Below are 25,946 nucleotides of genomic sequence, written 5' to 3' on the forward strand. Positions count from 1 at the left end.
TGAACGTGCGGCGAAGTGTCCGTAATGTCCCAGGGAAGTCCCGGTCGACGGGCTCCTGAGCACCCTGGGGGAACGGGTGTCCGGAGCCGTCGGTCGCCGGGCCGACGCAGCATCCGAGATCGGAGGGGGACGGGCTATGACCAGCTCGAACACCGGACGGAAGGTGCCGAGGCGGACGCCGCCCGGCGCGGCTGTGCGGCGCTCCCGACCGCGCCCGGAGGCTGTCGAGAGCGTTCGCGAGCCGACGACGCAGCCCGTGGCCGTCGAGGTCACCGACGCCGGATCGTGACGCGCACGGGTTCGGGGGGACCCGTGTGAGTAGGGGGGACAGAGCCCCGGGCGGTGTGCGAGCCGCCCGGGGCTCTCTGTCGTCCGGCCCCCTCGACAAATACCCCTAGGGGGTATAGAAACGAGGTATGAGCCCCCACGATCACGAGCACATGCAGCACGCGACGCAGGGCACGGCGACCGCCGAGCACGCCGGTCACAGCGACCACGGCGCTCAGATGGACCACGCCGGGCACGCAGGCGGCCACATGCACCACGTCATGATGTTCCGCCGGCTGTTCTGGATCATGCTGGTCCTCGCCGTGCCCGTCGTCGCGCTCGACCCCATGTTCGCCCACCTGCTGGGCTACCACGTGCCCACGAGCGGGCCCGTCTCCTGGATCCCGCCGGTGCTCGGCACGGTCCTGTACGTGTGGGGCGGCCGCCCGTTCCTCACGGGCGCCGTCTCGGAGATCCGCTCCCGCCGGCCCGGCATGATGCTGCTGATCGCGCTCGCCATCACCGTCGCCTTCGTCGCGTCGTGGGCGGCCACGCTCGGACTGCTCGCCTCCGACCTCGCCTTCTGGTGGGAGCTCGCGCTGCTCGTGGTGATCATGCTGCTGGGGCACTGGATCGAGATGCGCTCGCTCGCGCAGACCTCGTCGGCGCTCGACTCCCTCGCGGCGCTCCTGCCCGACGAGGCCGAGCGGGTCACCGACTCCGGCACCGAGACCGTGACCCCCGCCGACCTCGCGACCGGCGACGTCGTGATCGTGAGGCCCGGCTCGACGGTCCCCGCCGACGGCGAGATCGTCGACGGCTCCGCCCACCTCGACGAGTCGATGATCACCGGGGAGTCGCGCCCCGTCGAGCGGTCGACGGGGGACCGGGTGGTCGCGGGGACCGTCGCGACCGACTCGGGCCTGCGCGTCCGGATCACCGCGACCGGCCAGGACACGGCGCTCGCCGGGATCCGCAAGCTCGTGGCCGACGCCCAGAGCTCGAGCTCGCGCACCCAGCTGCTGGCCGACCGCGCCGCGGCGTGGCTGTTCTGGTTCGCGCTCGCGGCCGCGATCGTCACCGCCGTCGTGTGGCTCGCCCTCGGCCGTCCCGACACGGCCCTCGAGCGCGTGATCACGGTGCTCGTCATCGCGTGCCCCCACGCCCTCGGGCTCGCGATCCCGCTCGTGGTCTCGATCGCGACGGGACGCGCCGCGAGCGCGGGCGTGCTCATCACCGACCGTCAGGCCCTCGAGGGCATGCGGACGATCGACACCGTGCTGCTCGACAAGACGGGGACCCTCACCGAGGGCGCGCCCGCCGTGACCGGCATCGCGGCCGCCCCGGGGCGCGGCGGCGCGGAGGACGATGTGCTCGCCCTCGCGGCGGCCGCGGAGTCCGACAGCGAGCACCCGCTCGCCCAGGCCGTGGCGCGCGCCGCCCGCGAGCGGGGGCTCGAGGTCCCGGCCTCCGCGGCATTCACCTCCGAGCCCGCCACCGGCGTCGCGGCGACGGTCGACGGGCGCCGCATCGCCGTCGGCGGCCCGCGCCTGCTCGAGGACCACGGCCTGACGCCCCTCGAGGCGGCCTCCGCGTGGGACGGCGAGGGCGCGACGGTCCTGCACGTGCTCGACGGCGACGAGATCCTCGGGGCGCTGCGCGTGGCCGACGCGGTGCGCCCGGAGTCCCGGCAGGCGATCGACGAGCTGCACGAGCGCGGCATCGAGGTCGCCATGGTCACGGGGGATGCGCAGACGGTGGCCGACGCGGTCGCCCGCGAGCTCGGGATCGACCGCGTGTACGCGCAGGTGAGGCCCGAGGACAAGGCCGACCGGGTGGCCGAGCTCCAGCACGAGGGGCGCCGGGTCGCGATGGTGGGCGACGGCGTCAACGACGCCCCGGCGCTCGCGCGCGCCGACGTGGGCATCGCCATCGGCGCGGGCACGGACGTCGCGATCGCGTCGGCGGGCATCGTGCTCGCCGGCTCCGATCCGCGCACGATCGTCTCCGTGATCGACCTGTCGTCGGCCGCGTGGCGCAAGATGCTCCAGAACCTGGGGTGGGCCGCCGGCTACAACGTGGTCGCGGTGCCGCTCGCCGCGGGCGTGCTCGCCCCGATCGGGTTCGTGATGCCGATGAGCGTCGGCGCGCTGCTCATGAGCGCCTCGACCGTCGTGGTGGCCCTGAACGCCCAGCTCCTGCGGCGGATCGACCTGCGCCCCCAGGACCGCGAGCGCACGTGACCGCGAGCGCACGTGACCGCGGCGCTCCGGCGCACCCTCAGCTCTCGATCGCCGGCGGACCGGGAGGGGCCGTGAAGTCGAAGGCCCGGTCGCCCAGGTGCGCCCGGTACTTCGCGAGCCACTCCGGCAGCAGCCACACCCGCTGAGCGAGCTGGCTGTGGCGGCTCTGGCGCACCATCGCCCAGAAGGCGAAGACGAGCTCGGCCGCGTCGGACTCGACGACATAGTTCACGCGGCCCGTCTCGGACTCGCCCAGGAGGGCGAACTGGCGCCGCGCGAGCATGCGCCCGGACAGGATCGAGTCCCAGTTCCACCACAGCAGGTTGGTGGGGGTCGACAGGTAGAAGCCGAACTGGTTGACGAACACGAGGCCGCCGTCGATGCGATGCCAGTGCGGCGTGGCGTCCCGCGCCGCGGCCGCGCGGCGCCGTGAGTTGCCGATCGCGCGGCCCGCCGCGACCCCGGCCGTCATCGCGAGTCCGCCGCGTCCGGTCGCGAGGAACATCGAGGAGTCATGGGTGTACGAGCCGTCGCCCAGGGCCTGGTACGAGTAGAGCTCGCACGGGGCGGCGAGCACGATCTTGTTGTCCGGGAAGCTCCCGTGCACGGCGAAGTCCACGTCGAGCGCGTCGATCCGGTCGTACTCGCCGTGCTCGATGGCATGGATGATCTGCGCGGTGCGCAGCAGCGTCTGATCGCGTGCCGTCCACGCGGAGCCGTCCGTGTCCTCTCCGTGTCCGGCCATGCGTGCCAGTGTAGGGGCGCGTCAGCGCGCGGCCTCGACCGCCTGCAGGAGTCCGCCGGCGACGTAGAGATCCGCCTCGGTCACCTCGGTCCCGTCGATCTCGACGACCGGGGTGCCGTAGTCCTTGGCGCGCGCCTCGGGCTCGACCACCTTCTCGACGTAGGGGATGAAGGTGCCGCCGGTGATGTGCTGGTCGACCGCCGCGGTCGCGCCCGCGCCGTGGGCGAGCTCGATCAGCCGCGCGTCGTCGAGGCCCGCGGAGTCCTCGGCGGGCTGCGCGTCGTACAGGGCGCTCTCCATCGCCCAGTAGCGCGTCGGCTCCTCGTCGTAGACGGCCAGGGCGGCGTTGGCGGACCGCCCGGAGTAGCCCGTCGGCGACGTCGCCCGGTCGAGCATCGGGCGCAGGTGGAGGCGGACGGTCGTGTCCTCGCGCGTGGACAGCTCGGCGAGGTCGGCGCCGTTGGCCTCCGAGAACTTCTTGCAGTAGGGGCAGAGGAAGTCGAGGTAGACGTCGATGATCGTGTCGCCGGTGCCGCCGTCGCCGAACTGGATGTACGGCTGGTCGGCGGCGACGCCCTGCGGGAGGGCCGGCTCGCCCGCGTCCGCATCCTCCGCGCGGGTGGCCGTGGACGATCCGCAGGCCGCGAGGCCGAGGCCGAGCGGGAGGACGAGCGCTCCGGCGAGCAGCGTCCGCCGCCGCGGTGCGGGCGAGGCGGTGCGAGAGGGATGGACGATCATGGTGGAGCTCCCGGGTCGAGACGGTCTGCGGGTCGCCGCGGCTCGTGACGGGAAAGTCGCCGACGGCGGCTCCGGACGGCAGTGTCACGGAGCCGCGGTCGGCAGTGGTGCACCCGCCCCCGGGTGCGAACCTCTGAGAACAGCGTAGGGACGCCGAGGGCCGCGGCGCCGGGACCAAGGTCACGGTGCCGCGGCCGCTCGTCACTCCTGCTCGGCACCCTCCGCCGCGGTCTCGGGGCCCGCGTCGTCGGCCGGGGCGTCGCCCGCGGCGTCCTCGACGTCGCCGGCGAGCACGCGGTACAGCGACCGCTTGGCGTCGGCGAGGATGCCGGCGGCCGCGCGGACCTGCGCGTCGCTCGCGCTGCGTCCGACCTCGCGGACCGCGCCCATGAGCTCATGGGTCAGGGTGCGCAGGTCGACCGTGTTCTCCTCGCCGTCGGTGGGGGCGGCGGGGAACGGGTCGGCCCACGAGCCGCGGTTCTCCTCGACGTGCGCGCGACCCTCGTCGGTCAGGCTCGCGAGCTTGCGGCCTCCCTGCTGGGAGACGCTGACGAGGCCCTCGTCCTCGAGCTGGCTGAGGGTCGGGTAGATCGCTCCCGGGCTCGGCGACCAGCGGCCGCCCGTGCGCTCCGCGATCGTCTGCATGAGCTGGTAGCCGTGCATGGGCTCCTCGGCCAGCAGCAGGAGGACGGCGGTGCGGACGTCCCCGCGGGGGGCGCGTCCCCGGCCGCGTCCACGGCGGCCCCGGGGCCCGCCGAAGCGGGGGTCGAAGCCCTCGGGCACGCCGTCCGGGCCGAAGGGCCCGCCGCCGGGGCCGAAGCCGCCGCGCGGGTCGAACCCGCCTCGACGGTCGAAGCCGCGGCGCGGATCGTCCTCGTCCTGCGGATCGAAGCCCGCGCGCGGGCCGAAGCCGCCGCCGGGGCCGAAGCCGGCCCGCGGTCCGCCTCCGACGCCGCGGCCGCCGAAGCCGCCGCGTCGACCGCGGCCCTCGGCGGCGGTCTCGTCGAAACCGCCGCGGCGGGCGTCTCGCAGGGCCGCGCGGAGGTCGTCGGCGTGCTCGGGATGGGGGAACTCGTGATGGTGATGGTGTCGCATGGGGCAACTCCCTTCTCTTTCGTCAGCATCACGATATATCGCTACTGGGAGCGACACAAGAGATATATCGATATGTCGTGTGTCACGGGAGGAGGTGCGCGGCCGGCGCTCCGGCGGGAGCGTCAGCGGCGGTCGCGAGGGCCCCTCGTGCGCCGGGCGCGCACGCCCGAGGCGAGCGGCGCGGCCTCGGCGTCGCGGCCTCGGCCCGCGAGCAGCGCCTCGCGCAGGTAGGGGAGCGCGAACTCGACGGTCCCGCGTTCGCCGGGGCGGATCAGCTCGTCGTCGAGGAGGCGCTCGCGGTAGACGGACTGATAGCCCGCGGCGACGCCCAGGCGCGTGGCGATGTCGGCGACCGCGGAGGGCCCGTCGTCGAGCAGCATCGCCTCGAGGTACTCGCGCTTCCGGGCGGCGAGCGAGCGCAGGGCCGGCTCGATGACGTTCGTGGCCATCTGCGCGATCGCGCCCTCGCGCGCCCCCTCCGCGTCCTCGAGCAGGATCTCGTCGGCGTCCCCCGCATGCGCCCAGGTCTGGGCCCCGACGTACTGGATCAGGTAGGGGTATCCGCACGAGATCTCGGCGGCGCGCACGGCGGCCGCGGCGTCGATCGACTTCTCGGTCGCCGCGACCGTGGCCTGGATCGCGGCGGCGGCGGAGCCGAGGTCGACCATGCCGATCTCGACGCGGCGCGCTCGCCGCAGGAAGGTGGTCTTGGGGCTGTCGAGCAGGGTGCGCACGCCCGCGCCGACCCCCGCGCCGACGAACGCCACGTTCTGCTCGGCCCGCACGAGGTCCTGGTAGATCTGGGCGAAGGCCGCGAGGTGCTCGAGGTCGACGGACTGCACCTCGTCGAGCGTGAACAGCAGCCCCGTGTCGGCGCCCAGGAGGGTCGTGAGCCGGGACAGGGTGCTCGCGGGCGAGAGCGCGGGGGCGCCGTACTGGTCGACCACCTCCCCGTGCAGCGACGCGATCGAGCCGACCGAGCCGCCGGTCGCCCGGAAGCGCGTCGCCTCCGGGTCGAGGTCGCGCAGGATCTCGACCGCCTGCGTGCGGGCCTCCTCGAGCAGGGAGCCGGCCGAGGTGTGGAGGGAGACGACCTGCCAGTCGTGGTCCCGCGCGATCGCCTCCATCTCGGTGAGCAGCACCGTCTTGCCGGTCCCGCGGGCGCCCATCACGAGGGTCGCGCGCCCCTCGGCGCCGGGGCCGTGGTCCAGGGCCGCCTCGAAGTCGTCGAGCACCAGGTCGCGCCCGGCGAGGAAGGGCGGCACGGCGCCGAACGAGGCGCGGAACGGATTGGGCACGGGCGCCTCCTCGGGCTCCGACGGCGGGGGTCGCCGCCGTCTGTTAGCAACGTTAGCAACCGCTCGCGGGCTCGTCAGCGGGCGCTCGTCACTCGCGCAGGTCGCCGGGGCCCGTCAGGCGGTCGGGGGACCGCTCCTCGCCGTGCAGGGGCGAGGCGGGCAGCTCCCCGGTCAGCTGCTCGACCGCTCCCTCGTCGGCCTCGCGCCACGAGCGCGAGCTCACGTGCAGCCGTGCCGTGTGCGGGATCTCGAGGGTCTCGTCGTCGAGGGTCACCGTGAACAGGTCCTCGCCCGTCGGGCGCAGACCGCCGAGCACGCCGAAGGCCTCCGCGGCGGGGATCGAGATCTGCAGGCCCACGAGCTCGTCGACGAGCGCCGGGTCGAGCTCGGCGGGGTCGAGCTCGACATCCGGCATGGCGCCATGGTGGGCATCGCCGTCGGCCGTCAGCTCGAGCCGGGCGAGCTGCTCGGAGAAGAGCCGCGCGAGCCGGGGCCGGCCGACGGTCTCCGCGGCGGGCGGGCCGGCCTGCGGCTCGGCGCTCGCCGGGGCCACGACGTTGGGATCGGTCGCGGGGGAGGCGAGGCCGCCCGGCGGCACGACGGGGACGTGCGGGGTGAAGGTGTCGGTGCCGGCGTTGGGGTCGGGCTGCTCAGTCATGGGATCACTCCTCCGGTCGTCGCGGGGCGCACGAGGCGCTCGCCACCACTGTCGCACACGACCTGTGCCCTGCGTCGCGCTCCGCGGCGGCTCCGTCAGTAGCCGAAGGCCTCGAACTCGCGGGAGATCCGGTCGGCGTCGGCGCCGTCGGCCACGAGGGCCTGCAGCAGGAGCCGTGCGGAGTGCGGCGTGAGGGCCCCGGCCATCACGCAGCCGGCCCGGATCAGGTCCACCTCGCTGCCGGGGTAGTCGTAGTGGTTGAGGGAGGTGCCGCCGCTCGGCACCCGGGTCGCGACGACGACCGGGACGCCGCGCGCGGTGAGCGCACGCAGGCGGCCGACGGCGCGCTCGGGCACGTGCCCCATGCCGACGCCCTCGACGACGAGGCCCTCCAGCGCGTCCGGCGCGAGCGCGTCGAGCAGCTCCGCGTCGTCGCCCAGGCCGAGCGCGAGCACGGGCACGCGCGGCAGGCGGTCGGGCAGGGCACCCCCGAGAAGAGCCGAACGGTCGGTCGGGCGGTAGACGAGCCGCAGGTCGCGCTCGCCGACGAGGGCGACGGGACCCGAGGGCTCGGAGGCGAAGGCGTCGACGGAGCGCGAGCTGACCTTGGTGACGCGATCGGCCAGGTGGACGAGGGAGTCGAACACGGCGAGCACGCCGAGGCCGCGGGCCGAGGGGGCGAGGGCGGTGCGCACGGCGTCGCGCAGATTGGCGGGACCGTCGGCGCCCGGGGCGTTAGCCGGGCGCATCGCACCGGTCAGCACGAGCGGCGCCTCGAGGTCCCAGTAGCGGTTGAGCAGGAAGGCCGACTCCTCGAGGGTGTCGGTGCCGTGGGTGACCACGACCCCGGCGGCGCCGCCGGCCACCGCGTCGCGGGCGCGCTCGAGCACCTCGGCCAGCTGCGCGGGACGCACCGACGGGGAGCCGACGTTGGCGACCGGGACGTGCGTGACCTCGACGTCCTCGGGCACCGGGGAGACGAGCCCGGCATCCGGCGCGTCGGCGGGGGCGGCCCTCAGCCCGGTCGCGTCCTGGGCCATCGAGATGGTGCCGCCGAGCGAGAGCACGTGCACGCGCGCGGGAGCTCTCACGCCTCGCCCCGGTAGAAGGCGGAGGTCGCCTCGGCGCGACGGTGCGCGGTCTCGGCTGCCGTGCCGGCGGCGACGTCGGCGCGCTCCCAGGCGGCGCAGCAGTCGGCCGTGAAGCGCAGCCCGTCCTCGGAGAGCGGGAACCGGGCCATCTCCGCGACGGGATCGGCCGTCGGATCCGCCAGGTGCAGGGAGAGCCCGAGCATCGCGCCGTCCCAGCCCGCGCCCGTCGCCGCGGGCCCGTAGGTCTCGTAGTGCTCGTTCAGGCCGACGTGGTGGCGCACCGAGAGCGTGGTCGCGCCCTCGTGCTCGGCGTGCGCGTCGAGCTGGAGGTCCAGCACGCTCGCATCGCCGCCGATGCCCCACGTCAGGGTCGCGGTGCGCGGCGGCGCGCACGCGAGGACGCGCGCCTCGACGCCCATCGCGACCAGGCGCACGGTGCCGCCCTCGCCCGGCTCGCCCTCGATCGGGGAGAACCATCGGACGAGCCGCCCGGGATCGGTGAGCGCCGCCCACAGCTCGGCGATCGGGACGTCGAACGTGCGGGTCAGGCGCACGTCGACCTCGTTGTTGGCGTCGTGGGCGACCGTGCGCCCGGCGTCGTCGAGCTGCGCGGCGAGCGCCGCCCGCAGCGGGTCCTGGTGCGTCGTGCTCATGGGGTCCTCCGTCCGTGGCGGCGCAGGTGCACCACCACCTCGTCGTGGCGGGTGTGGGGGAACATGTCGATCAGGCGCCCGCGCACGATCCGGGAGCCCGGCATCGCGGCGAGGTCGGCGGCGAGCGTCGTGGGGTTGCAGCTGGAGTAGATCACGTCGGGCACGGCCGAGTCCTCGATCCACGCCGCCAGGCGCGGCCCGATGCCGCGGCGGGGCGGGTTCACGATCACCACGTCCGGGGCGCCCTCCTCCGCGGCGCGGGCGATGGCCCACGCGGTCGCGTCGTCGGCGTGGAAGGAGACGTCGAGCCCGGCGGCCGCCGCGGCCTCGCGCGCCGACACGATCGCCTGCTCGGACACCTCGACCCCCGTGATCTCGCGCCGCGGCCCGGCGGCGAGGGGGCGAGCGCACGTCATGGCGAAACCGCCCACGCCGCAGTAGAGGTCCCACAGGCGTAGGGGAGGCGCGGGCGTGGAGCGGGCGCGGCGACTCTCGTCGATCGCGTCCACCCACGCCCCCACCTGCGCGTACAGCGCGCCGGCGACGGCGGTGTTGGTCTGCAGGAAGGACCGCGGGCGCGCGTGCAGGGTCACGGGCCCCATCGTGATCGGCAGGAACGCGTCCCCGGCGAGCGGGATCTCCACCTCTCCCTCGAGGGTCGCGGCATGCTCGGGATGGAGGTTCGCGCTCACGAGGGCGACCTCGGGATGCGCGGTCAGCAGGGCCGGCAGATGCTCCGTGAGGCGGCCCAGGGCGGCGTCGCTGCGCAGCACGAGACGCAGCATCGTCCGGCCGTCGGGCGCGATCGTGACGATGACGTTCTTGATCTCCCCGCGACGGCGGGCCACGTCGTAGGGCGGGACCTGCGCCCGTCGGATCAGGGCCCGCACCCCGTCGAGCAGCCGCTGCACCCCGGGCGGGTAGAGGGGGCAGTCGGCGAGGTCCGCGGTCCCCAGCAGCGGATCGGCGCCGTGGCGCGCCCGCGCCCCGCCCTGCCCCTGGATGCCGAGCACCGGCTCGTTCGCGGTGCCCGTCACGACCATCTTCGCCTTGTTGCGGAACCCCGCCTCGGCGCTCGTGACCGGCGCGTCCCAGGTCGCGCCCGTGGCCAGGAAGGGCGCGAGCAGCTCCTCGACGGCGCCGCGGGCCTCCCGCACCTGGCGCGCGTGAGGCACGTCCAGCAGGCTGCACGAACGGCACGTGCCCGCCTCGAAGTGGTCGCATCGCATCCGGCGAGTCTAGGAGAGGCGGATGCCGGCTCGACCGAGTGGTAGACGTCCCTGCGCCGTGCCTCGGCGCCTTGGCATCATCGGAGTATGACGCAGAGCACAACGATCGTGCGCGACCTCTTCCTGCTGCTGACCAACGACGCCGGTCGCCAGGAGGCGACGCAGGTGCGTCGCCAGTCGCTCGTGGCGGGGGCGATCACCGATCTCGTCGAGCGGGGGCGCGTGCAGCTCGACGACGCCCGCAACCCGCACGTGACCGTCGTCGACGCGACCCCGACCGGCGACGGGGTGCTCGACCACGTGCTCGCCCGTCTCGAGGAGGTCGACGGGCGGAGGCTCTCGAGCATCATCGGCAAGCGCGCCGTCGACGCGACCGAGCTCGTGGGCCAGGACCTCGTCGCGGCGGGCGCCGTGACCCGCCAGCACGGGCTGCTGGGCACCCGGTGGCCGGCCCGCGACCCGGCGATCGAGCAGGCGGTGCGCCGCGACCTCGCGGCCGTGCTGCGCGGCGAGCGGGAGCCGACCCACCAGGACGTGGTGCTGCTGGCGATCCTGCGGGCCCAGCGCAACGCCCACCGGATCCTCAAGGACGACGTGCCGGGCCTCTCCCGCTGGGAGATGAACAAGCGGATCGACGCCCTGGGACGCGACGTGCCCGCCGCCCAGGCGGTCCGGCGTGTCTACGACACGCTCATGGCCGCCGTGACCTCGTGAGCACGTCCTAGGTCCAGGGGCGGGGCCAGCCGGGCACCTCGTCCGGGAGGGAGCCCCCAGAAGAGCACCCAGAGGTACCACGGCACGTGCAGGCGGATCGCGGCGGTCGGGACCCCGACCGACTCCCGGTGGCGGCGCAGCGACGGAGACATGTCCAGCAGGGTATCGAGGGCGCCGCCGCCGCGTTCATGGCCGTCGTGACGTCGTGCGCGCCGTCGCCGGTGCCGACCACGGGTCCTCGGGCCAGGGGTGGCGCGGGTAGCGGCCGCGCATCTCCTTGCGCACCTCGCGATAGGGGCCGCTCCAGAACGAGCGCAGGTCGTCGGTGATCGCGAGGGGGCGCCGTGCGGGGGACAGGAGCGAGAACACGACCGGCACGCGCCCGTCCACGAGGCGCGGGGTCTCCGCGAGCCCGAAGCACTCCTGGAGCTTGACCTCCACACGCGGGCGGCCCGCGGGGTCCCCGACCTCCGGATAGTCGATCCGGGCCGTGCGCCCCGACGGGACGCCGAGCCGCTCGGGCACGAGCTGGTCGAGCCGGGCGGCCTCGGGCCAGGGGAGCAGCGTCCGCAGGGCACCGGCCACGTCGAGGCGATCCAGGCGGTCGCTCGGCCGCATCGCGGCCAGCCGCGGGCCGAGCCACGTCTCGAGGCGCTCCAGCAGCGTCCCGTCGTCCATCGCCGGCCACGGCTCCCCGAGCTCCCGGTGCAGCAGGGCGAGCCGACGGCGGAGCGCGTCGGCCGCTCCGTCCCAGGTCACGGCGCCGAGCCCGTGCTCACGCACGTGCGCGGCGAGCGCCGGGCCCATGTCGGCCGCCTCGGCGCGGACCGGGGTGTCGGCCAGCACGATCGCCCCGAGCCGCCGCACGAGGCGTGCGCTCACGCGGCCGCCGTCGAGGCGCGCCGTGCGCTCCTCGCGCAGCTGGTGCGCGCCCACCCGCAGCGCGGTCTCGTCGTCGATCGGGGCGGCGCTGCGGATCACGGCGCCCGTGCCGTCGGCCGCGCGGCCCTCGGCGCGCTGGACCTCGGCGATCGCGAGCCAGGGCCGGCCGAGCAGCGGGGAGCCCTCGGGCAGCGCCGCGCGGGTGCCCGAGGCCAGCAGATAGGTGCGTGCGTGCTCGGCGGTGCGCCGCGCGATCCGGTCCGGCCGGGCGAGGGCGACGAGAAGGCCCGTGCGCAGCTCGGCGGGGAGGGCCCGGGCCGCGGCGGTGGGAGGGGCGCCGGCCCCGCCGCCGGCCGCCTCACGGGCGATCCGTTCGAGGCGCCGCACCTCGCGGCGCCACCGCTCGGCCCCCGGGGCGCTTCCGCGGCGCAGGGCGCCGACGAGGGACGACAGGTCGGCGCCCTCGGCCCGGTGGTCGTCGGACAGGGCCGCGATCACCTCGGCCGGGACCGTGGGCGATCCCAGCTCGCGGGTCCCGGCCACGAGGGCGCTCGCCTCGCGCACCCCCACGGGCAGCGTCGAGACGCGGCGCCCGGCCTCGGTCGCGCGGCCCTCGGCGTCGAGGAGCCCGAGGGCGCGCAGCACCTGCTCGGCGTCGGACACGGCGTCCGGAGGGAGAGGGGTCAGCAGGGCGAGGCCCTCGGCGCGCGGCGTGCCCCAGCAGGCGAGCGCGAGGGTCGCGTCGGTCAGGTCGGCCGAGGCGATCTCGGGCGGCGCCGCGGCCCGCATGCGGGCGAGGTCGGTCTCGGAGTAGGCGCGCACGGCCGTGCCGGGCCCCTGGCGGGCGGCGCGGCCGCTGCGCTGCTCGACGCTCGCGCGCGAGGCGCTCACGGTGACCAGGCCCGTCATGCCGCGGGCGCGGTCGCGCCGCACCTCGCGCGCGAGCCCGGCATCGATCACGAGGCGCACGCCGGGCACGGTCAGCGAGCTCTCCGCGAGGGCCGTCGAGACCACGATCCGCGGGCCCTCGCCCGGGCGGCGCCCGCCCGTCGCGCGATCCTGCTCGCGCGCGCCCAGACGCCCGTGGAGGGCCAGCACGTCGACGTCGGTGAGGGCGCGCAGGCGCCGCACGGTCTCGTCCACCTCGCGCGCGCCGGGCACGAAGACGAGCGCGTCGACGTCCCCGGCCGCGGCGTGCGCCGCGGCGGTCGTGCGGGCCAGGTGGTCGAGGAAGGCGCGGGTCACGCCGCGCTCGTCGAGACGCGCGACCGGCGGGGCGGCGTAGCGGATGTCGAGGGGGTGCAGACCCGAGGGCACGTCCACGATCGGGGCGGGTGTGCCGCCGCCGAGCACGCGCGCGACGGCGTCCGCGTCGAGCGTCGCCGACATCGCGGTGACCTGCAGGTCCTCGCGCAGGGTGCGCACCTCGGCGAGCATGCCCAGCAGCAGGTCGACGTCGAGGGAGCGCTCATGCACCTCGTCGAGCACGACGGCGTCCACGCCGTCGAGGCCGGGGTCGGTGAGCAGGCGGCGCAGCAGCACGCCCGGCGTCACCACCTCGAGCCGGGTGCCGGGGCCGACGTGGCGCTCCCCGCGCACGGTCAGTCCCACGGCACCGCCCACCTCGCCGCCGTCGAGGTGGGCGATGCGCCGGGCCGCGGCGCGCACGGCCACCCGGCGGGGCTGGGTCAGGAGCGTGCGCCCGGGCACGAGGTTCGCGACGAGCGGCGGCACCAGGGTCGTCTTGCCCGTGCCCGGCGGGGCGGTGACCACCATCGCGCCCGTGGCCGCGGCCTCCTCGAGCCGAGCGCGGGCCTCGGCGACGACGAGACCGCGCCCCAGGGCGTCGAGGTCGAAGCGGTGAGCGGGCATGGGCGGCTCAGTCCAGCAGGTCGAACTCGACGGCGTCGGGGCACACGCTCGTGATCGACAGGGTCCAGTCGCCGATCCCGACGCTGTCGCCGACGGCGAGGGGCTCGACGGGCCGCGGCACGTCGCCGTGGAGCGAGGCGGTCAGCTGCGCGGCCGGATCCCCGTGGGCGCCGGAGGTGCCGGTCAGCGCGAGCGTGAGGGTCGCGCCGTCACGCGCAGGCAGGGCGGGATCCACGGCGCCGCCGGGGGCGAGACGGTAGGCGCCCTCGGCCGTGCAGGCGTCGGCGAGCTCGACGGGCTCGGCGGGCGGCGTGGCCGCGATCGGCACCGCCGCAGCCGGGGAGGTCGACGGGGAGGTCGACGGCGAGGCCGACGGCGTCCGCGACGTGGGCGAGGCCGGGGCGGAGGAGGTCTGCGAGGTGGTGCCCGCGGTCGCGCTCGTCGCCGAGTCGGAGGGCGAGCCGCCGCACCCGGCGAGCACGATCGCGACGGCAGCGGCGCCCGTCGTGGCACGGACGAGACGACGGGCGACGGGCACGGACGAGAGGATCACGGCGGCCTCCTGGACGGCGGGACGGGCGGGCCGCCTTACGCTAGCAACCGCCCCGGCCGCCCGGCCCGGGCGAGCGAACGCGCGCAGCGGAGGAAGGAGCGGCCATGGCCCCGGTCCCGGAGCGACCCAGCCCCGCCGCGCTGCGCGGACGGCCCGATCCCGCACGGCGGGTGCGCCCCGTCGACTGGTCCGCGACGGGCGCCGCGGCGCCTGCCGGCGACCCGCCCTCGAACGGAGGGCAGGCCGCGGAGGACGCCGGCGACCGGCTGCCTCGGCGCCGTGCGCGCACGGTCGCGCTGCCGCGCCCGCTGCCGGCCCCGCCGCCCGAGGCGCTGCACACCCTGGGCCCCGATGATCCGCGATCGGCGCCGCGGCCCCTGCGCCTCGACGAGGGCGAGCTGAGGACGGTCGGGGTGCGCGACGTGGAGCGCGAGCGGCTCATCGAGACGGTCGCCGACCCGGAGGAGGCCTGGACCTCGGACAACGGCGTCTCCGACCACTTCTGCCGCGGCGACCTCGTGGTGCAGGTCCGCCGTGCCGACAACGCCGTGATCGGTGCCTTCTCGCGCGCCTATGCGATGGCGGTACGGCCCGAGCAGGTGACGCAGCTCGACGAGATCGCGCAGCTCGCCGCCGGCCGCTCGCCGCGGCGCGGGGCCGGCACGCGCGTCCCGACCACCCGCCGCGAGCTGCTCGAGCGCATGACTGCGGCCGGTTTCGTGGTGACGCCCGGCTCGGTCCACGGCCGGGTGACCCATCCGGCGCACCCAGGCCTGTTCGTGCCGCTCGCCTCGACCCCCTCGGACGTGCGCTTCACGCGCCACGCGGTCGCGCAGATCCGCCGTGTGTTCGGCATCGACCTGCGGGACCGGGCGTCGGCGCCGGACTGAGCGGCGACGCCCCGACGGACGACGAGCGGGGGCAGGAACGGGTCGGGACAGAAAAGTGCCCCGGCTCGTCCCCACGAGCCGGGGCCATCCCTTTTCCCCCGCATCGAGGTTCTGTGTGGGCCCTGCCCCCTCCTCAGTGGGCGGGCCTCCCGTCGATGCGTTGAGATCATGTAACCGGGTCGAGCCGGGATTCCACTGTGGGGGAGCTGGTCATCTGCTGTGCGCGGGGAGCCGGGCCGAGGGCGGCGACGGCCCCGGACAGAAAAGTGCCCCGGCTCGTCCCCACGAGCCGGGGCCATCCCTTTCCCCCGCATCGAGGTTCTGTGTGGGCCCTGCCCCCTCCTCAGTGGGCGGGCCTCCCGTCGATGCGTTGAGACCAGTAAAACCAGCGACCCGGGGATTCGGCTGTGCTGGACCTACCAGTTCCCTGGGAACCGTCCCCGGCCGGCGAACGGCCTCCACGACGCCGTCCCTCTCCGCGCTCTGACCTGCGCTGATGCGTGGCAGGCGAGGTCGTCCACCGGCGCCCCCTCCACATGACCTCCACACCTCGCGGCGGGCAGGCTCGGAGCCGGCCCGCCGTTCTGGGCGTGGCCCGGAGAGGAGAGGCCCATGTTCCTGGGATGCGATGTCGAGGCGCTGCACGCCCGGGCGCGCACGATGACCCGGACGGCCGCGTGGATCGAGCACCGGGCCGCCACGATCGAGGCGACGCTCGGCGCCGCGCGGTGGGAGGGGGACGACGCCGAGGCCTTCGGTGCGGACGCCGCGTCCCGTCTCGTCGCTCCCCTCCGCCGTCTCGCCGCCGCCTGGCGGGAGCACGCGCGGGCGCTCGCGGCGCACGCCGACGAGCAGGACGCGGTCTCGACGGGCGAGGGTCGGGCGCCGGGCGGGCGGCTGCTCGACCGCCTCGTGCTCGGGCCCTCCCCGCACGAGACGGACCCCGTCTCGGAGACCCTGGACCGGCTGGCGCCGCTCGATCCCGGGCCGTCGCGGGGCTTTTTCGGCGACGCGCTCGGACAGGAGCAGGGGCGGCGCGCGGAGCGGCTCTGGAACGAGGTCACCCAGCATGCGGCCGAGCACAGCTCGGGCACGGCGCGTCGGAAGGCGAGCCTGCTCGGTGCGGTCGAGGCGCTCGTCGTGGACGACGCCAACCGTCGCCTGGGCATCTACGAGGCGACGCAGGGTGCGCGGGACGGCGACCTCTTCCGCGTGGCCGACGGCGGCGTCAGCTACGGCCTCGCGGGAGCGGACGAGGTGGCCAACGCCCTCAAGTTCACGCCGGCCGCCCCGATCGGATGGCTGTCCGCGCAGGTCACCGGGCGTGCGAACGGCGCCTGGGCACGCGCGCGGGGCGCCGCACTCGACGACGAGGACGCGGGCGGCTCCCCCTCGCGATACCTGATGCAGGCCCCCGCCCGGATCGACGCCGACGTGCTCGAGCCGCTCGCCGACCGCGTCGGCGGCCCGGTCGGCGACGGCCTCCGGACGCTCGGGGCCTACCCCGCCACGAGCCTGTCCGTCGTCGAGCACGAGATCGACCGGGCGGGCGCCCGTGTGGCCGAGGGGATCGAGAGATCGCCGGTCCTGCGCCCCCTGCACGAGCTGCCGCGGCGCTGGGCCGAGGCCCCGCGCCATGGCGCCGAGAGGCTCAGGCGGACGCGCTGACCTCCGTCGCCTCGGCCTGCGCGGCGGCCGCCCGGCGCGCGTCGCTGCGCCGGTAGAGCGCGGCGAGGATCGCACCGGACAGGTTGTGCCAGATCGAGAACACCGCGCCCGGCAGGGCCGCGGCGGGGGAGAAGTACTGCGCTGCGAGTCCGGCGGCGAGGCCCGAGTTCTGCATGCCCACCTCGATCGAGACAGTGCGGGCCGAGCGCACGGGCTGGCGCAGCAGACGCGCGAAGCCGTAGCCGAGCGCGTAGCCGAGACCGTTGTGGAGGATCACCGCGACGAGCACGAGCGCACCCGCGGCGGCCACCTGGTCGGCGCTCTTGCCGACGACCGCGGCGACGACGAACGAGATCGCGAGCACCGAGATCCACGGCAGCACCGGCAGGATCCGGTCGACCAGGCGCGACAGCAGCAGGCGGATCACGAGGCCGCCGATCACGGGCAGCAGCACGATCTTCACGATCGACATCGCCATCGAGCCGCCCTCGACGGGCATGTACTGGCCCGCGAGCCACAGGGTGAGCACGGGGGTCAGCAGCGGCGCGAGCAGCGTCGAGACGCTCGTCATCGCGACCGACAGCGCGGTGTCGGCCTTGGCGAGGTACGACACGACGTTCGAGGCGGTGCCGCCCGGGGCGCAGCCCACGAGGATCACGCCCGCGGCGAGCGCCGGCGGCAGCTGCAGAAGGGTGGCGACGCCCAGGCCGATGAGCGGCATGATCAGGTACTGGGCGACGACCCCGATCAGCACGGGGACTGGCCGGCGGGCCACGAGCGCGAAGTCGGACAGGGTGAGGGTCAGCCCCATGCCGAACATGATCACGCCGAGCAGCGGGTTCACGGCGGGGCCGAGCGAGGACGCGGGCCCGGAGAAGAAGAAGCCGATCGCGGCGGCGGCGAACACGAGCAGCGGGAAGATCGTCACGGCCACGCGGGCCGACCGATCCTCCTTGACGCGCGCAGCCGATGCCGCGGTGCCGGGGGAGGTGGACGAGGAGGTGGAGCCAGGGGAGGACATGCCCTGACCATATCGCCCAATGAGACGAAAAGTCCGTATCGCGAACGATTCAGCCGTGACGGCGAGCGGAGCTCAGCCGACGGGCCACTCGTGCACGGGGCTCAGCGACCACATGCGCTCGCGATACGCCCGGGTCATCGCCGTGAGCGCCTCGGTCCGGCTCATGCCCCCGCGCTCGAAGGCGGCGACCGTGTCGATCTGCCAGCGCGCCCCGCTGCGACGCGAGGCGGCCCGGCCCATGAGCACGGACTCGTAGCGCGCGACCACGTCGTCGTCGGCCCCCAGATCATGCAGACCCTGCATGGCCCGCGGGATCAGCTGGTCGGTGAGCAGGTCCGAGACCGGCACGGTGCCCAGACGGGGCCAGCGCACGCGTGCCTCGAGGCCGCGCCGCGCGCACGTCTCGAAGGTCTCGCGGGCGCTCGCGAACGACTGGCGTGACCACAGCGGCCGCCGCTCGTCGACGAGGAAGCGCACGATGCCGTAGAAGAACGCGGCGTTGGCGGCCATGTCGATCGGCGTCGGACCGCTCGGCAGCAGGCGGTTCTCGAGCCGCAGGTGCGGCAGGTCGGTGCCGGGATCGTAGATCGGGCGGTTCCATCGCCACACCGTCCCGTTGTGCAGCATCAGCTCGTGCAGGCGGGGCGCGGCGCCCTCGGTGAGCAGCGGCTCCTCGGCCATCTCCCGCGACTCGGGGATGAGCGCGGGGAAGTAGTGCACGTTCTCCTCGAACAGGTCGAACATCGAGGTGATCCAGCGTTCGCCGAACCACACGCGGGGGCGCACGCCCTGGGCCGCGAGCTCGGGCGGCCGGGTGTCGATCGCCTGGGTGAAGGTGGGGATGCGGGTCTCGTGCCACAGCCGCCGGCCCATCAGGAACGGCGAGTTGGCGCCGAGCGCCACCTGCGGCCCCGCGATCGACTGGGCGGCGTTCCAGGCGGCCGCGAACTGCTCCGGCGGCACCTGCAGATGCAGCTGCATCGAGGTGCACGCGGCCTCGGCGGCGACCGAGTCGAACTGCACGTCGAGGCCGCCGCCCTCGCCCTCGATGGTCAGCTGGATCTGCTCGCCGCGCGCATAGAGGATCGTCGTGTCGAGGGCCTCGTAGCGGGCCCCGGGAGCGCGCCACGACGGATGGTCGAGCAGCTCCTCGGTGAGGGTGGGCAGGTGCCCGATCGCGACGATGTGGCCGCCGCGGGTGCGGGCGGCGTCCTCCGCCCGCCGCATGCGGCGCTCGAGCTCGTCCTCGAGACCGCGCAGCCCGGCCCCCGGCGGGGAGGTCACGGGCAGGTTCGTCTCGAGGTTGAAGGCGCCGATCTCGTGCACGTAGTCCGGGTCGTCGAGGGCCTCGAGCACGGCGGTCGAGGTGAGCGCCGGCTGCTCGGCGTCGTCGACGAGGTTCATCTCGAGCTCGACGCCGATCGTGCCCTCAGTGCGGAACTCCGCGTGGTCGAGGAAGGTCTCGAAGATGTCCAGGTTGCGCCGCAGCTCGCGGCGGTACCGGGTGCGCTGGCTGCGCGTGTACTCGGTGCGTCCGACCTCGCGTCCCATGGCGACTCCTCGGGGAGGGGGCGCGCGGCGCTGCACCGCGCGTGAAGCGCTCGAAGTGTATCGGCGTCGCCTGTCCGCGCGACACGGCCGCCACCACGGCGCGGGAGGCGAGCCTTCCGTACACTGCCCACGTGCCAGCGCCGACCCCCGCCTCCGCCCCTCCCACCCAGGCCGTGATCCTCGCGCGCGGACTCGGGACCCGGATGCGCCGCCCCGACGACGCCGCGGGCCTCGACCCCGCCCAGGCCGCGATCGCCGCGACCGGCGTCAAGGCGATGATCGACGTCGGGCGGCCGTTCCTCGACTACGTCATCTCGGCCCTCGCCGACGCGGGCATCACCGACGTGTGCCTCGTGATCGGCCCCGAGCACGACGTGCTGCGCGAGTACGCCGCCGCCACGAGCGGCGGGCGCACGCGCGTCACGACCGTCGTCCAGGAGCAGCCGCGCGGCACCGCCGACGCCGTCGCCGCCGCCCGCGAGGTCGCCCCGGGCGAGCGGGTGGTCGTGCTGAACTCCGACAACTACTACCCGGCCGAGGCCCTGCGCCGCCTGGTCGCGGCCCCCGGCAGCGCCCTGCTCGGCTTCGACCGGCGCGCCCTCGTCGAGCGCTCCAACATCCCCGCCGACCGCATCCGCGCCTTCGCCCTCATCGAGACCGACGAGCACGGCCGCCTGACGCGCCTCCTCGAGAAGCCGAGCGACGACGAGGTCGCCGCCGTCGGCGAGGACGCGCCGGTGTCGATGAACGCGTGGATGTTCACCCCCGCGATCTTCGACGCGTGCGGACGCGTCGAGCCCTCGCCCCGCGGCGAGCTCGAGATCGTCGACGCCGTCGTGCTCGTGCGTGCGGGCGGCGAGGAGTTCACCGTCGTGCCCGTCGAGGCCGGTGTCCTGGACATGTCCTCGCGCGGCGACGTGGGCGCCGTGCGTGACGCCCTCGCGGGCATCGAGGTGCGTCCGTGACGGCCCCCGCGCTGCCCGTCCGTCGCCACGACGAGGTCGCCTGGTTCGTGCCGGGCCGCATCGAGGTGCTCGGCAAGCACACCGACTACGCGGGGGGTCGCTCGCTGCTCGCGGCCGTGGACCGCGGCCACACCGTGCGCGGTCGCGCCCGCGACGACGCCCGGGTGCGCGTCACCTCGAGCCTCGCGCACGAGACGGTCGACCTCGCCCTCCCCGGCGCGCGCGGGACCGGCGCCGCCGAGGCGGCGCCCGCCGGCCACTGGTCGACCTACGTGCGGACCGTCGTGGACCGGCTCGACGCGAACTTCCCCGGCATGCTGCGCGGCGCCGACCTGACGGTGGACTCCGACCTCCCGCTCGCCGCCGGCATGTCGAGCTCCTCGGCCCTCGTCGTGTCCCTCGCGCTGGCCCTCATGGACCTCGCCGGGATCACGCACGACGAGCGCCTGCGCGCCGTGGCACCGGACCGCGAGCGGCTCGCCGAGTACCTGGGCTGCGTCGAGAACGGCCAGACCTACGGCGCCCTCGCCGGTCATCGCGGCGTGGGCACCTTCGGCGGCAGCGAGGACCACACCGCGATGCTGTGCGGGGGCGAGGGCGAGCTGCGCCAGTACGCCTTCTGCCCCGTCCGTCTCGAGGACGCCGTGCCGTTCCCCGCGACCGCGGCGCTCGTCGTCGCGGTCTCGGGCGTGCAGGCCGAGAAGACGGGCGCCGCCAAGGACCGCTACAACCGCATCTCCCGCTCGGCGCGCGAGATGCTCGGACGCTGGAACGCCGCCACCGGGCGCGACGACGCGAGCCTCGGAGACACGGTGCGCTCCTCGCCCGAGGCGACCGCCCGCCTGCGCGCCCTGGTCGCGGACGACCCGGCCCTCGTGGCCCGCCTCGACCAGTTCGTGCTCGAGTCCGAGGTCATCATCCCGGAGGCGGCGCGCGCGCTCGCGGGCGGCGACCTGCTCGAGTTCGGCCGCCTCGTCGACCTCTCCCAGCACCAGGCCGAGACCGCCCTGGGCAACCAGGTGCCCGAGACCGTCGCGCTGCAGTCACTGGCCCGCGAGCACGGCGCCCATGCCGCGAGCGCCTTCGGGGCCGGCTTCGGCGGGAGCGTGTGGGCGATGGTCGAGGCCGACGGCGCCGACGACTTCGCGCGCGAGTGGGTCGACGCCTACGCGCTCGCCCATCCCGGCGTCGGCGACGCGGCGACCTGGCTCGTGACCCGACCGGGGGCGCCCGCGCATCGCGTATGAGGCCGGCGCCCGACTGTGCGAGAGTGGCCCCATGCCCGCTCCGCACCGCCTGCCCTGGCCCACCGAGGCCGACGTCCTGCCGGTCGAGCCGCTCCGCCCCGTCCTCGAGCGCCTGGCCTCCCTCGCCCTGCGCCACGGCGACGACGTCGTGCTGCTGCCGGCCCTCGTCGACGACGAGGGCGAGGCGGACGAGGCCGCCGATCCGCCGCCCGCCCTCGAGCAGGTGCTCGAGGAGTTCGGCGGGATCGAGCTGCGCGGACGCGTCCGGCTCGACCTGCTCGTCGACGAGCGCACCGAGCTGGGCCCCTACACGCTGCTCGGCGACGCGACCACGTACTACCCGCTGTACGAGGGCAGCGACGTCGCCGTCGTGCTCACGATCGCGGGCGACGGCACCCCGGGCGCCGTCTACGGGATCGGCGAGGACCTCTCGCTCACGCTCGCCGCGCGCGACCTCGGGGCCTTCCTCGAGCGCTGGGCCGACGCCCTGACCGCGAGCCTCGACGAGCTGGACGCCGAGGTCGAGCGCCGCGCGGACGCGTCCGAGGCGGACCGGGCCGAGGCCGCCGAGGAGCTCATGGAGGCGCATCTGCTGCGCACCGTCCTGGGCACCCTGCCCGAGCGCGTGAGCGTGCCGGTCGTGCCCGTCGCGCCCGGCTCCGTGCCCGAGGGCCTGCCCGCGGGCACGATCGCCGTGGCCGATCTGCGCGACGCCCCGCTCGACGCGACCGTCGACGTGATGGACGCCGAGCTGCCCGGCGATCCGCTGGACCATCATCTGGCCTGGGCCCACGGGGGCCAGGTCGTCGCCGTCGTCGAGGAGGACTGACATGACCGCCGTTCCCGCTCCGAGCCCCGTGCTCGTCCTCGTGCCGGGGGTCGCCGGCACCAGCGCCCCGGGCGAGGAGCCCTTCGTCCTGGCCGACCCCGCCGCCCCGCAGCTGCTCGTGACCGACCTCGGGATCGTGCGCGGCGAGGGGGCCTTCGAGACCATCGGCGTGTTCGACGGGCGGCCCATGGCCCTCGCCGAGCACCTCGCGCGGCTCCAGCGCACGGCCGACATGGAGGACATGGGCGCCCTCGACCTGGGCGTGCTCGAACGCGCCGTGCACGCCGCGATCGCGGCCCACGAGGCGGTCGGCGAGATGCTCGTGCGGATCTTCGTGACCCCGGGCCCCGAGGCGGGCGCCCCGGGCGCCGCGCGGCCCACCGCCTGGATCCACGCCAAGGCCTCGCCCGACTACTCCGCGCCGCGCCGCGGCATCCGCGTGGTCGCGCTCGACCGGGGGATCCCGACGACGGCCCCCGCGACGAGCCCGTGGCTGCTCGCGGGCGCGAAGTCCCTCAGCTACGCCGTCAACATGGCCGGTCTGCGCGAGGCCGAGCGCCGGGGCGCCCAGGACGTCCTGTTCGTCTCCTCCGAGGGCTACGCGCTCGAGGGGCCCACCTCGACGCTGCTCGTGCGCCGCGGCGACACCTTCACGACGACCCCCGTGGAGGCGGGCGTGCTCCCCGGCACGAGCCTCGGCACGGTCTTCGCCGCCCTGCGGGCCGAGGGCTGCGTCTGCACCGAGGAGCTGCTGACGCCCGCGCAGATCGTCGCCGCGGACGGCGCGTGGCTGATCGCGAGCGGCCGTCTCGCCGCCCCGATCACGCACCTCGACGACGTGCCGCTCACGGTCGACCACGCCCTGTCCGAGCGCCTGAGCGACCTCATCTCCGGTCGCGCCTGACGCGCTATCGCCGGGGTGGGCGGGTGAGCGCGTCGACGGCCTGGATCAGCCCGAGATGGCTGAAGGCCTGCGGGAAGTTGCCCGCCATCTCGCCGTGCGCCCCGTCGTACTCCTCGGAGAAGAGCAGCAGGTCGTTGCCGCACGCGAGCACGCGCTCCATGAGGGCCCGCGCGTCCGCGTCGCGCCCCGAGCCCGCATACTGCATGACGAGCCAGAAGCAGCACACGAGGAAGGACTGCTCGGGCCCGGCGACGCCGTCCTGGCCCAGCGGCCGATACCGCAGGACGAGGCCCTCGGGTGTCATCAGCTCGTGCTCGATCCGTGCGACGGTCGCGAGCATGTGCGGGTCGTCGGGCGCGCAGAACCCCGTCCGGGGGATCTGCAGGAGCGCCGCGTCGACCTCGGTGCCGTCGTAGGCCTGGACGAAGGCCCCCGACGCGTCCGTGCCCCGTTCGAGGATCTCCGCGCGCAGACGGGAGCGCAGCGAGCGCCAGCGGGTCACGGTCGCGTCGTCGGCGGTCAGGCCGTGCCGCTCGACCGCGTCGATGCCGCGGTCGAAGGCCGCCCAGACCATGACGCGCGAATGCGTGAAGTACTGCGGATCGCCGCGCATCTCCCACAGCCCCTGGTCGCGGTCGTCGACGTGTTCGGCCGCGAAGTCGAGCAGCTGGCGCTGGAGCGGCCAGGACCACTCGTCCTCGTCGACACCCTGTGCGCGCAGGTCCGCGAGCGCCATCATCACCTCGCCCACGACGTCGCCCTGGAACTGGGTGACGGCTCCGTTGCCGATCCGTACGGGCCGTGACCCGGCGTACCCGGCGAGGTGGTCGAGCTCGTGCTCGGCGAGGTACCGCTCCCCGCCGACGCGGTACATGATCTGCATGCGGCGCGGGTCCCCGGCGATCGCCCGCAGCAGCCAGTCGCGCCAGCGCCGCGCCGCGTCGACGTGCCCGTGCGCGAGCAGCGCCTCGAGCGACAGGGCCGCGTCACGCAGCCAGCAGAAACGGTAGTCCCAGTTGCGCTCGCCGCCGAAGTCCTCGGGCAGGGAGGTCGTGGGCGCGGCGACGATCCCTCCCGTGCGGCGGTGGGTGAGCGCCGCGAGCACGAGCAGCGAGCGCCGCACGGGCTCCGCGAAGCGGTCGTGCACGTCGACGCCGCCCAGCCAGTCGCGCCAGACCTCGACGGTGTCCGTGAGCGCGGCCTCGACATCGGGCGCGACGGGGATCGGTGCCCACGAGGGGTGCCAGGTCAGGGCCCATGCCGTGTGCTCGTCGGCGGCGAGGCGATGGCGCCCCGCGTGGGAGAAGCCCTCGGGGGCGAGCGCCGGACCGTGGAGGGCGATGGCCTCGGAGCCCGCGACGGCCGAGAGCACGGGTGCGCCCTCGGTGTCGGTGCACGTGCGCAGCCACGGGATCGTCGCCCCGTAGTCGAAGCGGATGCGCAGGCGCTGGACCACCTCGACGGTGCCCGCCGTGCAGCGCACGTGGCGCACGAGGTCGGCGCGGTCGGTGACGTCGTCGGCGTGCTCTGCTGTCGGGGCTGCCGAGCCCGCGGCCACGAGCAGGTCGGTCACGACGGCCGTGCCGGTGGGGGAGGTCCAGTGCGTCTCGAGCACCATCGTGTCCTCGACGTAGCGGCGAGAGGCGACGACGCCGTCCGCGATCGCGAGGCTCCAGTGCCCGTTGTCCTCGTCACCGAGCAGGGAGCACAGCAGCGCCGCGGAGTCGACGCGCGGCATGCACAGGAAGTCGACCGTGCCCTCGCGCGTCACGAGCGCGGCGGTGCGCTGGTCCGACAGCAGGGCATGGTCCGCGATCGGCGTCGCGGTCGGGGCGGGGGCGCTCATGTCCCCCGATTGTGCTCCTGCTCAGGCTCTCGCGAGGACGGCGCGCGCGAGGGCGGCGTCGAGCACGACCGTGTCGAGCACGCCGGTGCGCAGGACCCCGCGCACGCCGGGGGCCTTCTCGGCGCCGGCGGCGACGCCGACGACTTCGGGGATGCGGGCCAGCTGCTCGAGCGTCACGGCGATCACCCGCTCGGACGTCGGTGGCCCGAGCGGAGCGCCGTGCGCGTCCACGAAGCGTCCGCACACGTCGCCGGCGCCTTCCTGGGCGCGGACCCGGTCGCTCTCGGCCTCGGTGAGCCCCATCCCCTCGAGCAGATGCGGCGAGGAGTGCAGGCCCATCGAGCCGATCCCCACGAGCGCGAGCTCGACCCCGGCGGCGGCCGCGAGCACGCGAGCGATCGAGGGCTCGCGTTGCAGTGTGGCCGAGGCGGCGGCCGACTCGACCAGGGCAGGGGCGAACAGCGGCTCCGGCCGTGCCCCGAGCCGTGCTGCCAGGAGACGCTGGACCGAGTCGCCCGACTCCGTCTGGTCGAGCATGCTGAGACCGCCGACGAGCGGCAGCACGCGCGGTGCGGGACGCAGGCGCTGCGGCTCGAGCTGCGCGACGGTGCGCTGGACCGTCTGCCCCCACGAGACGCCGATCGAGCGGACCGCGGGCGCGCGATCGTGCACGAGCGCCGCGGCGGCCCGGGCGGCGGCGTCGAGCCCGCTCGCGCGGCCCGCGGCGACCACGACCGCGCAGCTCACGGAGAACGCCACCTCGATCGCCGTCTCGAGGGCTGGGTCGCGCACGGGCGGAGCGTCGGGGTCGTGGATCGTGATCTCGACGATGCCGCGCTCGCGCGCCCGGGTGAGGATCCTCGACACGTTCGAGCGCGAGAGCCCGAGCTCGCGGGCCACCTCGGACTGGGACAGGCCCTCGTCGTAGTACAGCCGTGCCGCCTGGACCACGGTCGCGGTGTCGCGCGCAGCGGGCATGGGCCCTCC

The 25,946-nt window shown here is 75.2% G+C and carries 22 protein-coding genes; 8 read left to right on the forward strand and 14 right to left on the reverse strand.

What is annotated here, in order from left to right; all coding sequences use genetic code 11:
• The first annotated feature begins 416 nt into the window (after positions 1-416).
• Entirely contained in the window at positions 417-2,510 is a 2,094-nt protein-coding gene (locus tag BRM3_RS04865) for a heavy metal translocating P-type ATPase (protein WP_263594964.1), read from the forward strand.
• 37 nt (positions 2,511-2,547) lie between these two features.
• Here BRM3_RS04865 and BRM3_RS04870 read toward each other — a convergent pair whose 3' ends face one another.
• The 8 genes from BRM3_RS04870 to BRM3_RS04905 all read right to left on the reverse strand — a co-directional run bounded on the left by BRM3_RS04870 (position 2,548) and on the right by BRM3_RS04905 (position 10,017).
• The gene (locus BRM3_RS04870; RefSeq protein WP_263594965.1) at positions 2,548-3,255 is read right to left on the reverse strand and encodes a hypothetical protein; all 708 of its coding nucleotides are present in this window, start codon (positions 3,253-3,255) and stop codon (positions 2,548-2,550) included.
• Positions 3,256-3,276: 21 nt separating this feature from the next.
• On the reverse strand, positions 3,277-3,993 hold the full coding sequence (locus BRM3_RS04875) for a DsbA family protein (protein ID WP_263594966.1): 717 nt from the start codon (positions 3,991-3,993) through the stop codon (positions 3,277-3,279).
• Positions 3,994-4,194: 201 nt separating this feature from the next.
• Positions 4,195-5,088 (reverse strand): PadR family transcriptional regulator, encoded by an 894-nt coding sequence (locus tag BRM3_RS04880; protein ID WP_263594967.1) that lies wholly within the window; start codon positions 5,086-5,088, stop codon positions 4,195-4,197.
• 122 nt (positions 5,089-5,210) lie between these two features.
• Positions 5,211-6,386, reverse strand: coding sequence for an ATP-binding protein (locus BRM3_RS04885; RefSeq protein WP_263594968.1), 1,176 nt, complete (start codon positions 6,384-6,386; stop codon positions 5,211-5,213).
• An 88-nt stretch (positions 6,387-6,474) separates the two neighbouring features.
• Positions 6,475-7,044: a hypothetical protein gene (locus BRM3_RS04890; protein WP_263594969.1), complete on the reverse strand. Its 570-nt coding sequence runs from the start codon at positions 7,042-7,044 to the stop codon at positions 6,475-6,477.
• 95 nt (positions 7,045-7,139) lie between these two features.
• Positions 7,140-8,135 carry an asparaginase gene (locus BRM3_RS04895; RefSeq protein ID WP_263594970.1) on the reverse strand — a complete coding sequence of 332 codons (996 nt, stop codon included), beginning with the start codon at positions 8,133-8,135 and terminating at the stop codon, positions 7,140-7,142.
• Positions 8,132-8,788, reverse strand: a complete 657-nt coding sequence (locus BRM3_RS04900) for an SRPBCC domain-containing protein (protein WP_263594971.1) — start codon at positions 8,786-8,788, stop codon at positions 8,132-8,134. The genes BRM3_RS04895 and BRM3_RS04900 overlap by 4 nt, the downstream gene beginning before the upstream one ends.
• Positions 8,785-10,017: a methyltransferase domain-containing protein gene (locus BRM3_RS04905; RefSeq protein ID WP_263594972.1), complete on the reverse strand. Its 1,233-nt coding sequence runs from the start codon at positions 10,015-10,017 to the stop codon at positions 8,785-8,787. Before BRM3_RS04905 ends, BRM3_RS04900 begins: the two co-directional genes overlap by 4 nt.
• 87 nt (positions 10,018-10,104) lie before the next feature.
• Between BRM3_RS04905 and BRM3_RS04910 the strand changes: the two genes are divergently transcribed.
• Entirely contained in the window at positions 10,105-10,731 is a 627-nt protein-coding gene (locus BRM3_RS04910) for a GOLPH3/VPS74 family protein (protein WP_263594973.1), read from the forward strand.
• 186 nt (positions 10,732-10,917) lie between these two features.
• Here BRM3_RS04910 and hrpB read toward each other — a convergent pair whose 3' ends face one another.
• Both hrpB and BRM3_RS04920 read right to left on the reverse strand, forming a co-directional pair.
• Positions 10,918-13,485 carry an ATP-dependent helicase HrpB gene (hrpB, locus tag BRM3_RS04915; RefSeq protein WP_263594974.1) on the reverse strand — a complete coding sequence of 856 codons (2,568 nt, stop codon included), beginning with the start codon at positions 13,483-13,485 and terminating at the stop codon, positions 10,918-10,920.
• Between the two features lie 7 nt (positions 13,486-13,492).
• Complete coding sequence (locus tag BRM3_RS04920) at positions 13,493-14,038, reverse strand: hypothetical protein (RefSeq protein ID WP_263594975.1); 546 nt, start codon at positions 14,036-14,038, stop codon at positions 13,493-13,495.
• A 104-nt stretch (positions 14,039-14,142) separates the two neighbouring features.
• Between BRM3_RS04920 and BRM3_RS04925 the strand changes: the two genes are divergently transcribed.
• On the forward strand, positions 14,143-14,928 hold the full coding sequence (locus tag BRM3_RS04925; protein ID WP_263594976.1) for a hypothetical protein: 786 nt from the start codon (positions 14,143-14,145) through the stop codon (positions 14,926-14,928).
• 612 nt (positions 14,929-15,540) lie between these two features.
• Positions 15,541-16,596 (forward strand): WXG100 family type VII secretion target, encoded by a 1,056-nt coding sequence (locus tag BRM3_RS04930; protein ID WP_263594977.1) that lies wholly within the window; start codon positions 15,541-15,543, stop codon positions 16,594-16,596.
• Here the strand turns inward: BRM3_RS04930 and BRM3_RS04935 are convergent.
• Both BRM3_RS04935 and BRM3_RS04940 read right to left on the reverse strand, forming a co-directional pair.
• Positions 16,580-17,617: a bile acid:sodium symporter family protein gene (locus tag BRM3_RS04935; protein ID WP_263594978.1), complete on the reverse strand. Its 1,038-nt coding sequence runs from the start codon at positions 17,615-17,617 to the stop codon at positions 16,580-16,582. The two genes, BRM3_RS04930 and BRM3_RS04935, sit on opposite strands and share 17 nt — an antisense overlap.
• A gap of 72 nt (positions 17,618-17,689) precedes the next feature.
• Positions 17,690-19,168 carry a glutamate--cysteine ligase family protein gene (locus tag BRM3_RS04940; protein WP_263594979.1) on the reverse strand — a complete coding sequence of 493 codons (1,479 nt, stop codon included), beginning with the start codon at positions 19,166-19,168 and terminating at the stop codon, positions 17,690-17,692.
• 131 nt (positions 19,169-19,299) lie between these two features.
• Between BRM3_RS04940 and BRM3_RS04945 the strand changes: the two genes are divergently transcribed.
• From BRM3_RS04945 to BRM3_RS04960, 4 genes are read left to right on the forward strand one after another with little or no spacing between them, the layout of a single operon-like run.
• The gene (locus tag BRM3_RS04945) at positions 19,300-20,133 is read left to right on the forward strand and encodes a nucleotidyltransferase family protein (RefSeq protein ID WP_263594980.1); all 834 of its coding nucleotides are present in this window, start codon (positions 19,300-19,302) and stop codon (positions 20,131-20,133) included.
• Complete coding sequence (locus tag BRM3_RS04950) at positions 20,130-21,380, forward strand: GHMP family kinase ATP-binding protein (RefSeq protein ID WP_263594981.1); 1,251 nt, start codon at positions 20,130-20,132, stop codon at positions 21,378-21,380. Before BRM3_RS04945 ends, BRM3_RS04950 begins: the two co-directional genes overlap by 4 nt.
• A gap of 31 nt (positions 21,381-21,411) precedes the next feature.
• Positions 21,412-22,209 (forward strand): hypothetical protein, encoded by a 798-nt coding sequence (locus tag BRM3_RS04955; protein ID WP_263594982.1) that lies wholly within the window; start codon positions 21,412-21,414, stop codon positions 22,207-22,209.
• 1 nt (position 22,210) lies between these two features.
• Complete coding sequence (locus BRM3_RS04960) at positions 22,211-23,113, forward strand: aminotransferase class IV (protein WP_263594983.1); 903 nt, start codon at positions 22,211-22,213, stop codon at positions 23,111-23,113.
• Between the two features lie 4 nt (positions 23,114-23,117).
• Here BRM3_RS04960 and BRM3_RS04965 read toward each other — a convergent pair whose 3' ends face one another.
• Entirely contained in the window at positions 23,118-24,959 is a 1,842-nt protein-coding gene (locus tag BRM3_RS04965) for a glycoside hydrolase family 15 protein (RefSeq protein WP_263594984.1), read from the reverse strand.
• A 21-nt stretch (positions 24,960-24,980) separates the two neighbouring features.
• Positions 24,981-25,937: a sugar-binding transcriptional regulator gene (locus BRM3_RS04970; protein WP_263594985.1), complete on the reverse strand. Its 957-nt coding sequence runs from the start codon at positions 25,935-25,937 to the stop codon at positions 24,981-24,983.
• Positions 25,938-25,946: the final 9 nt, after the last annotated feature.

This window comes from Brachybacterium huguangmaarense (assembly GCF_025725725.1).
Taxonomy (GTDB): Bacteria; Actinomycetota; Actinomycetes; order Actinomycetales; family Dermabacteraceae; genus Brachybacterium; species Brachybacterium huguangmaarense.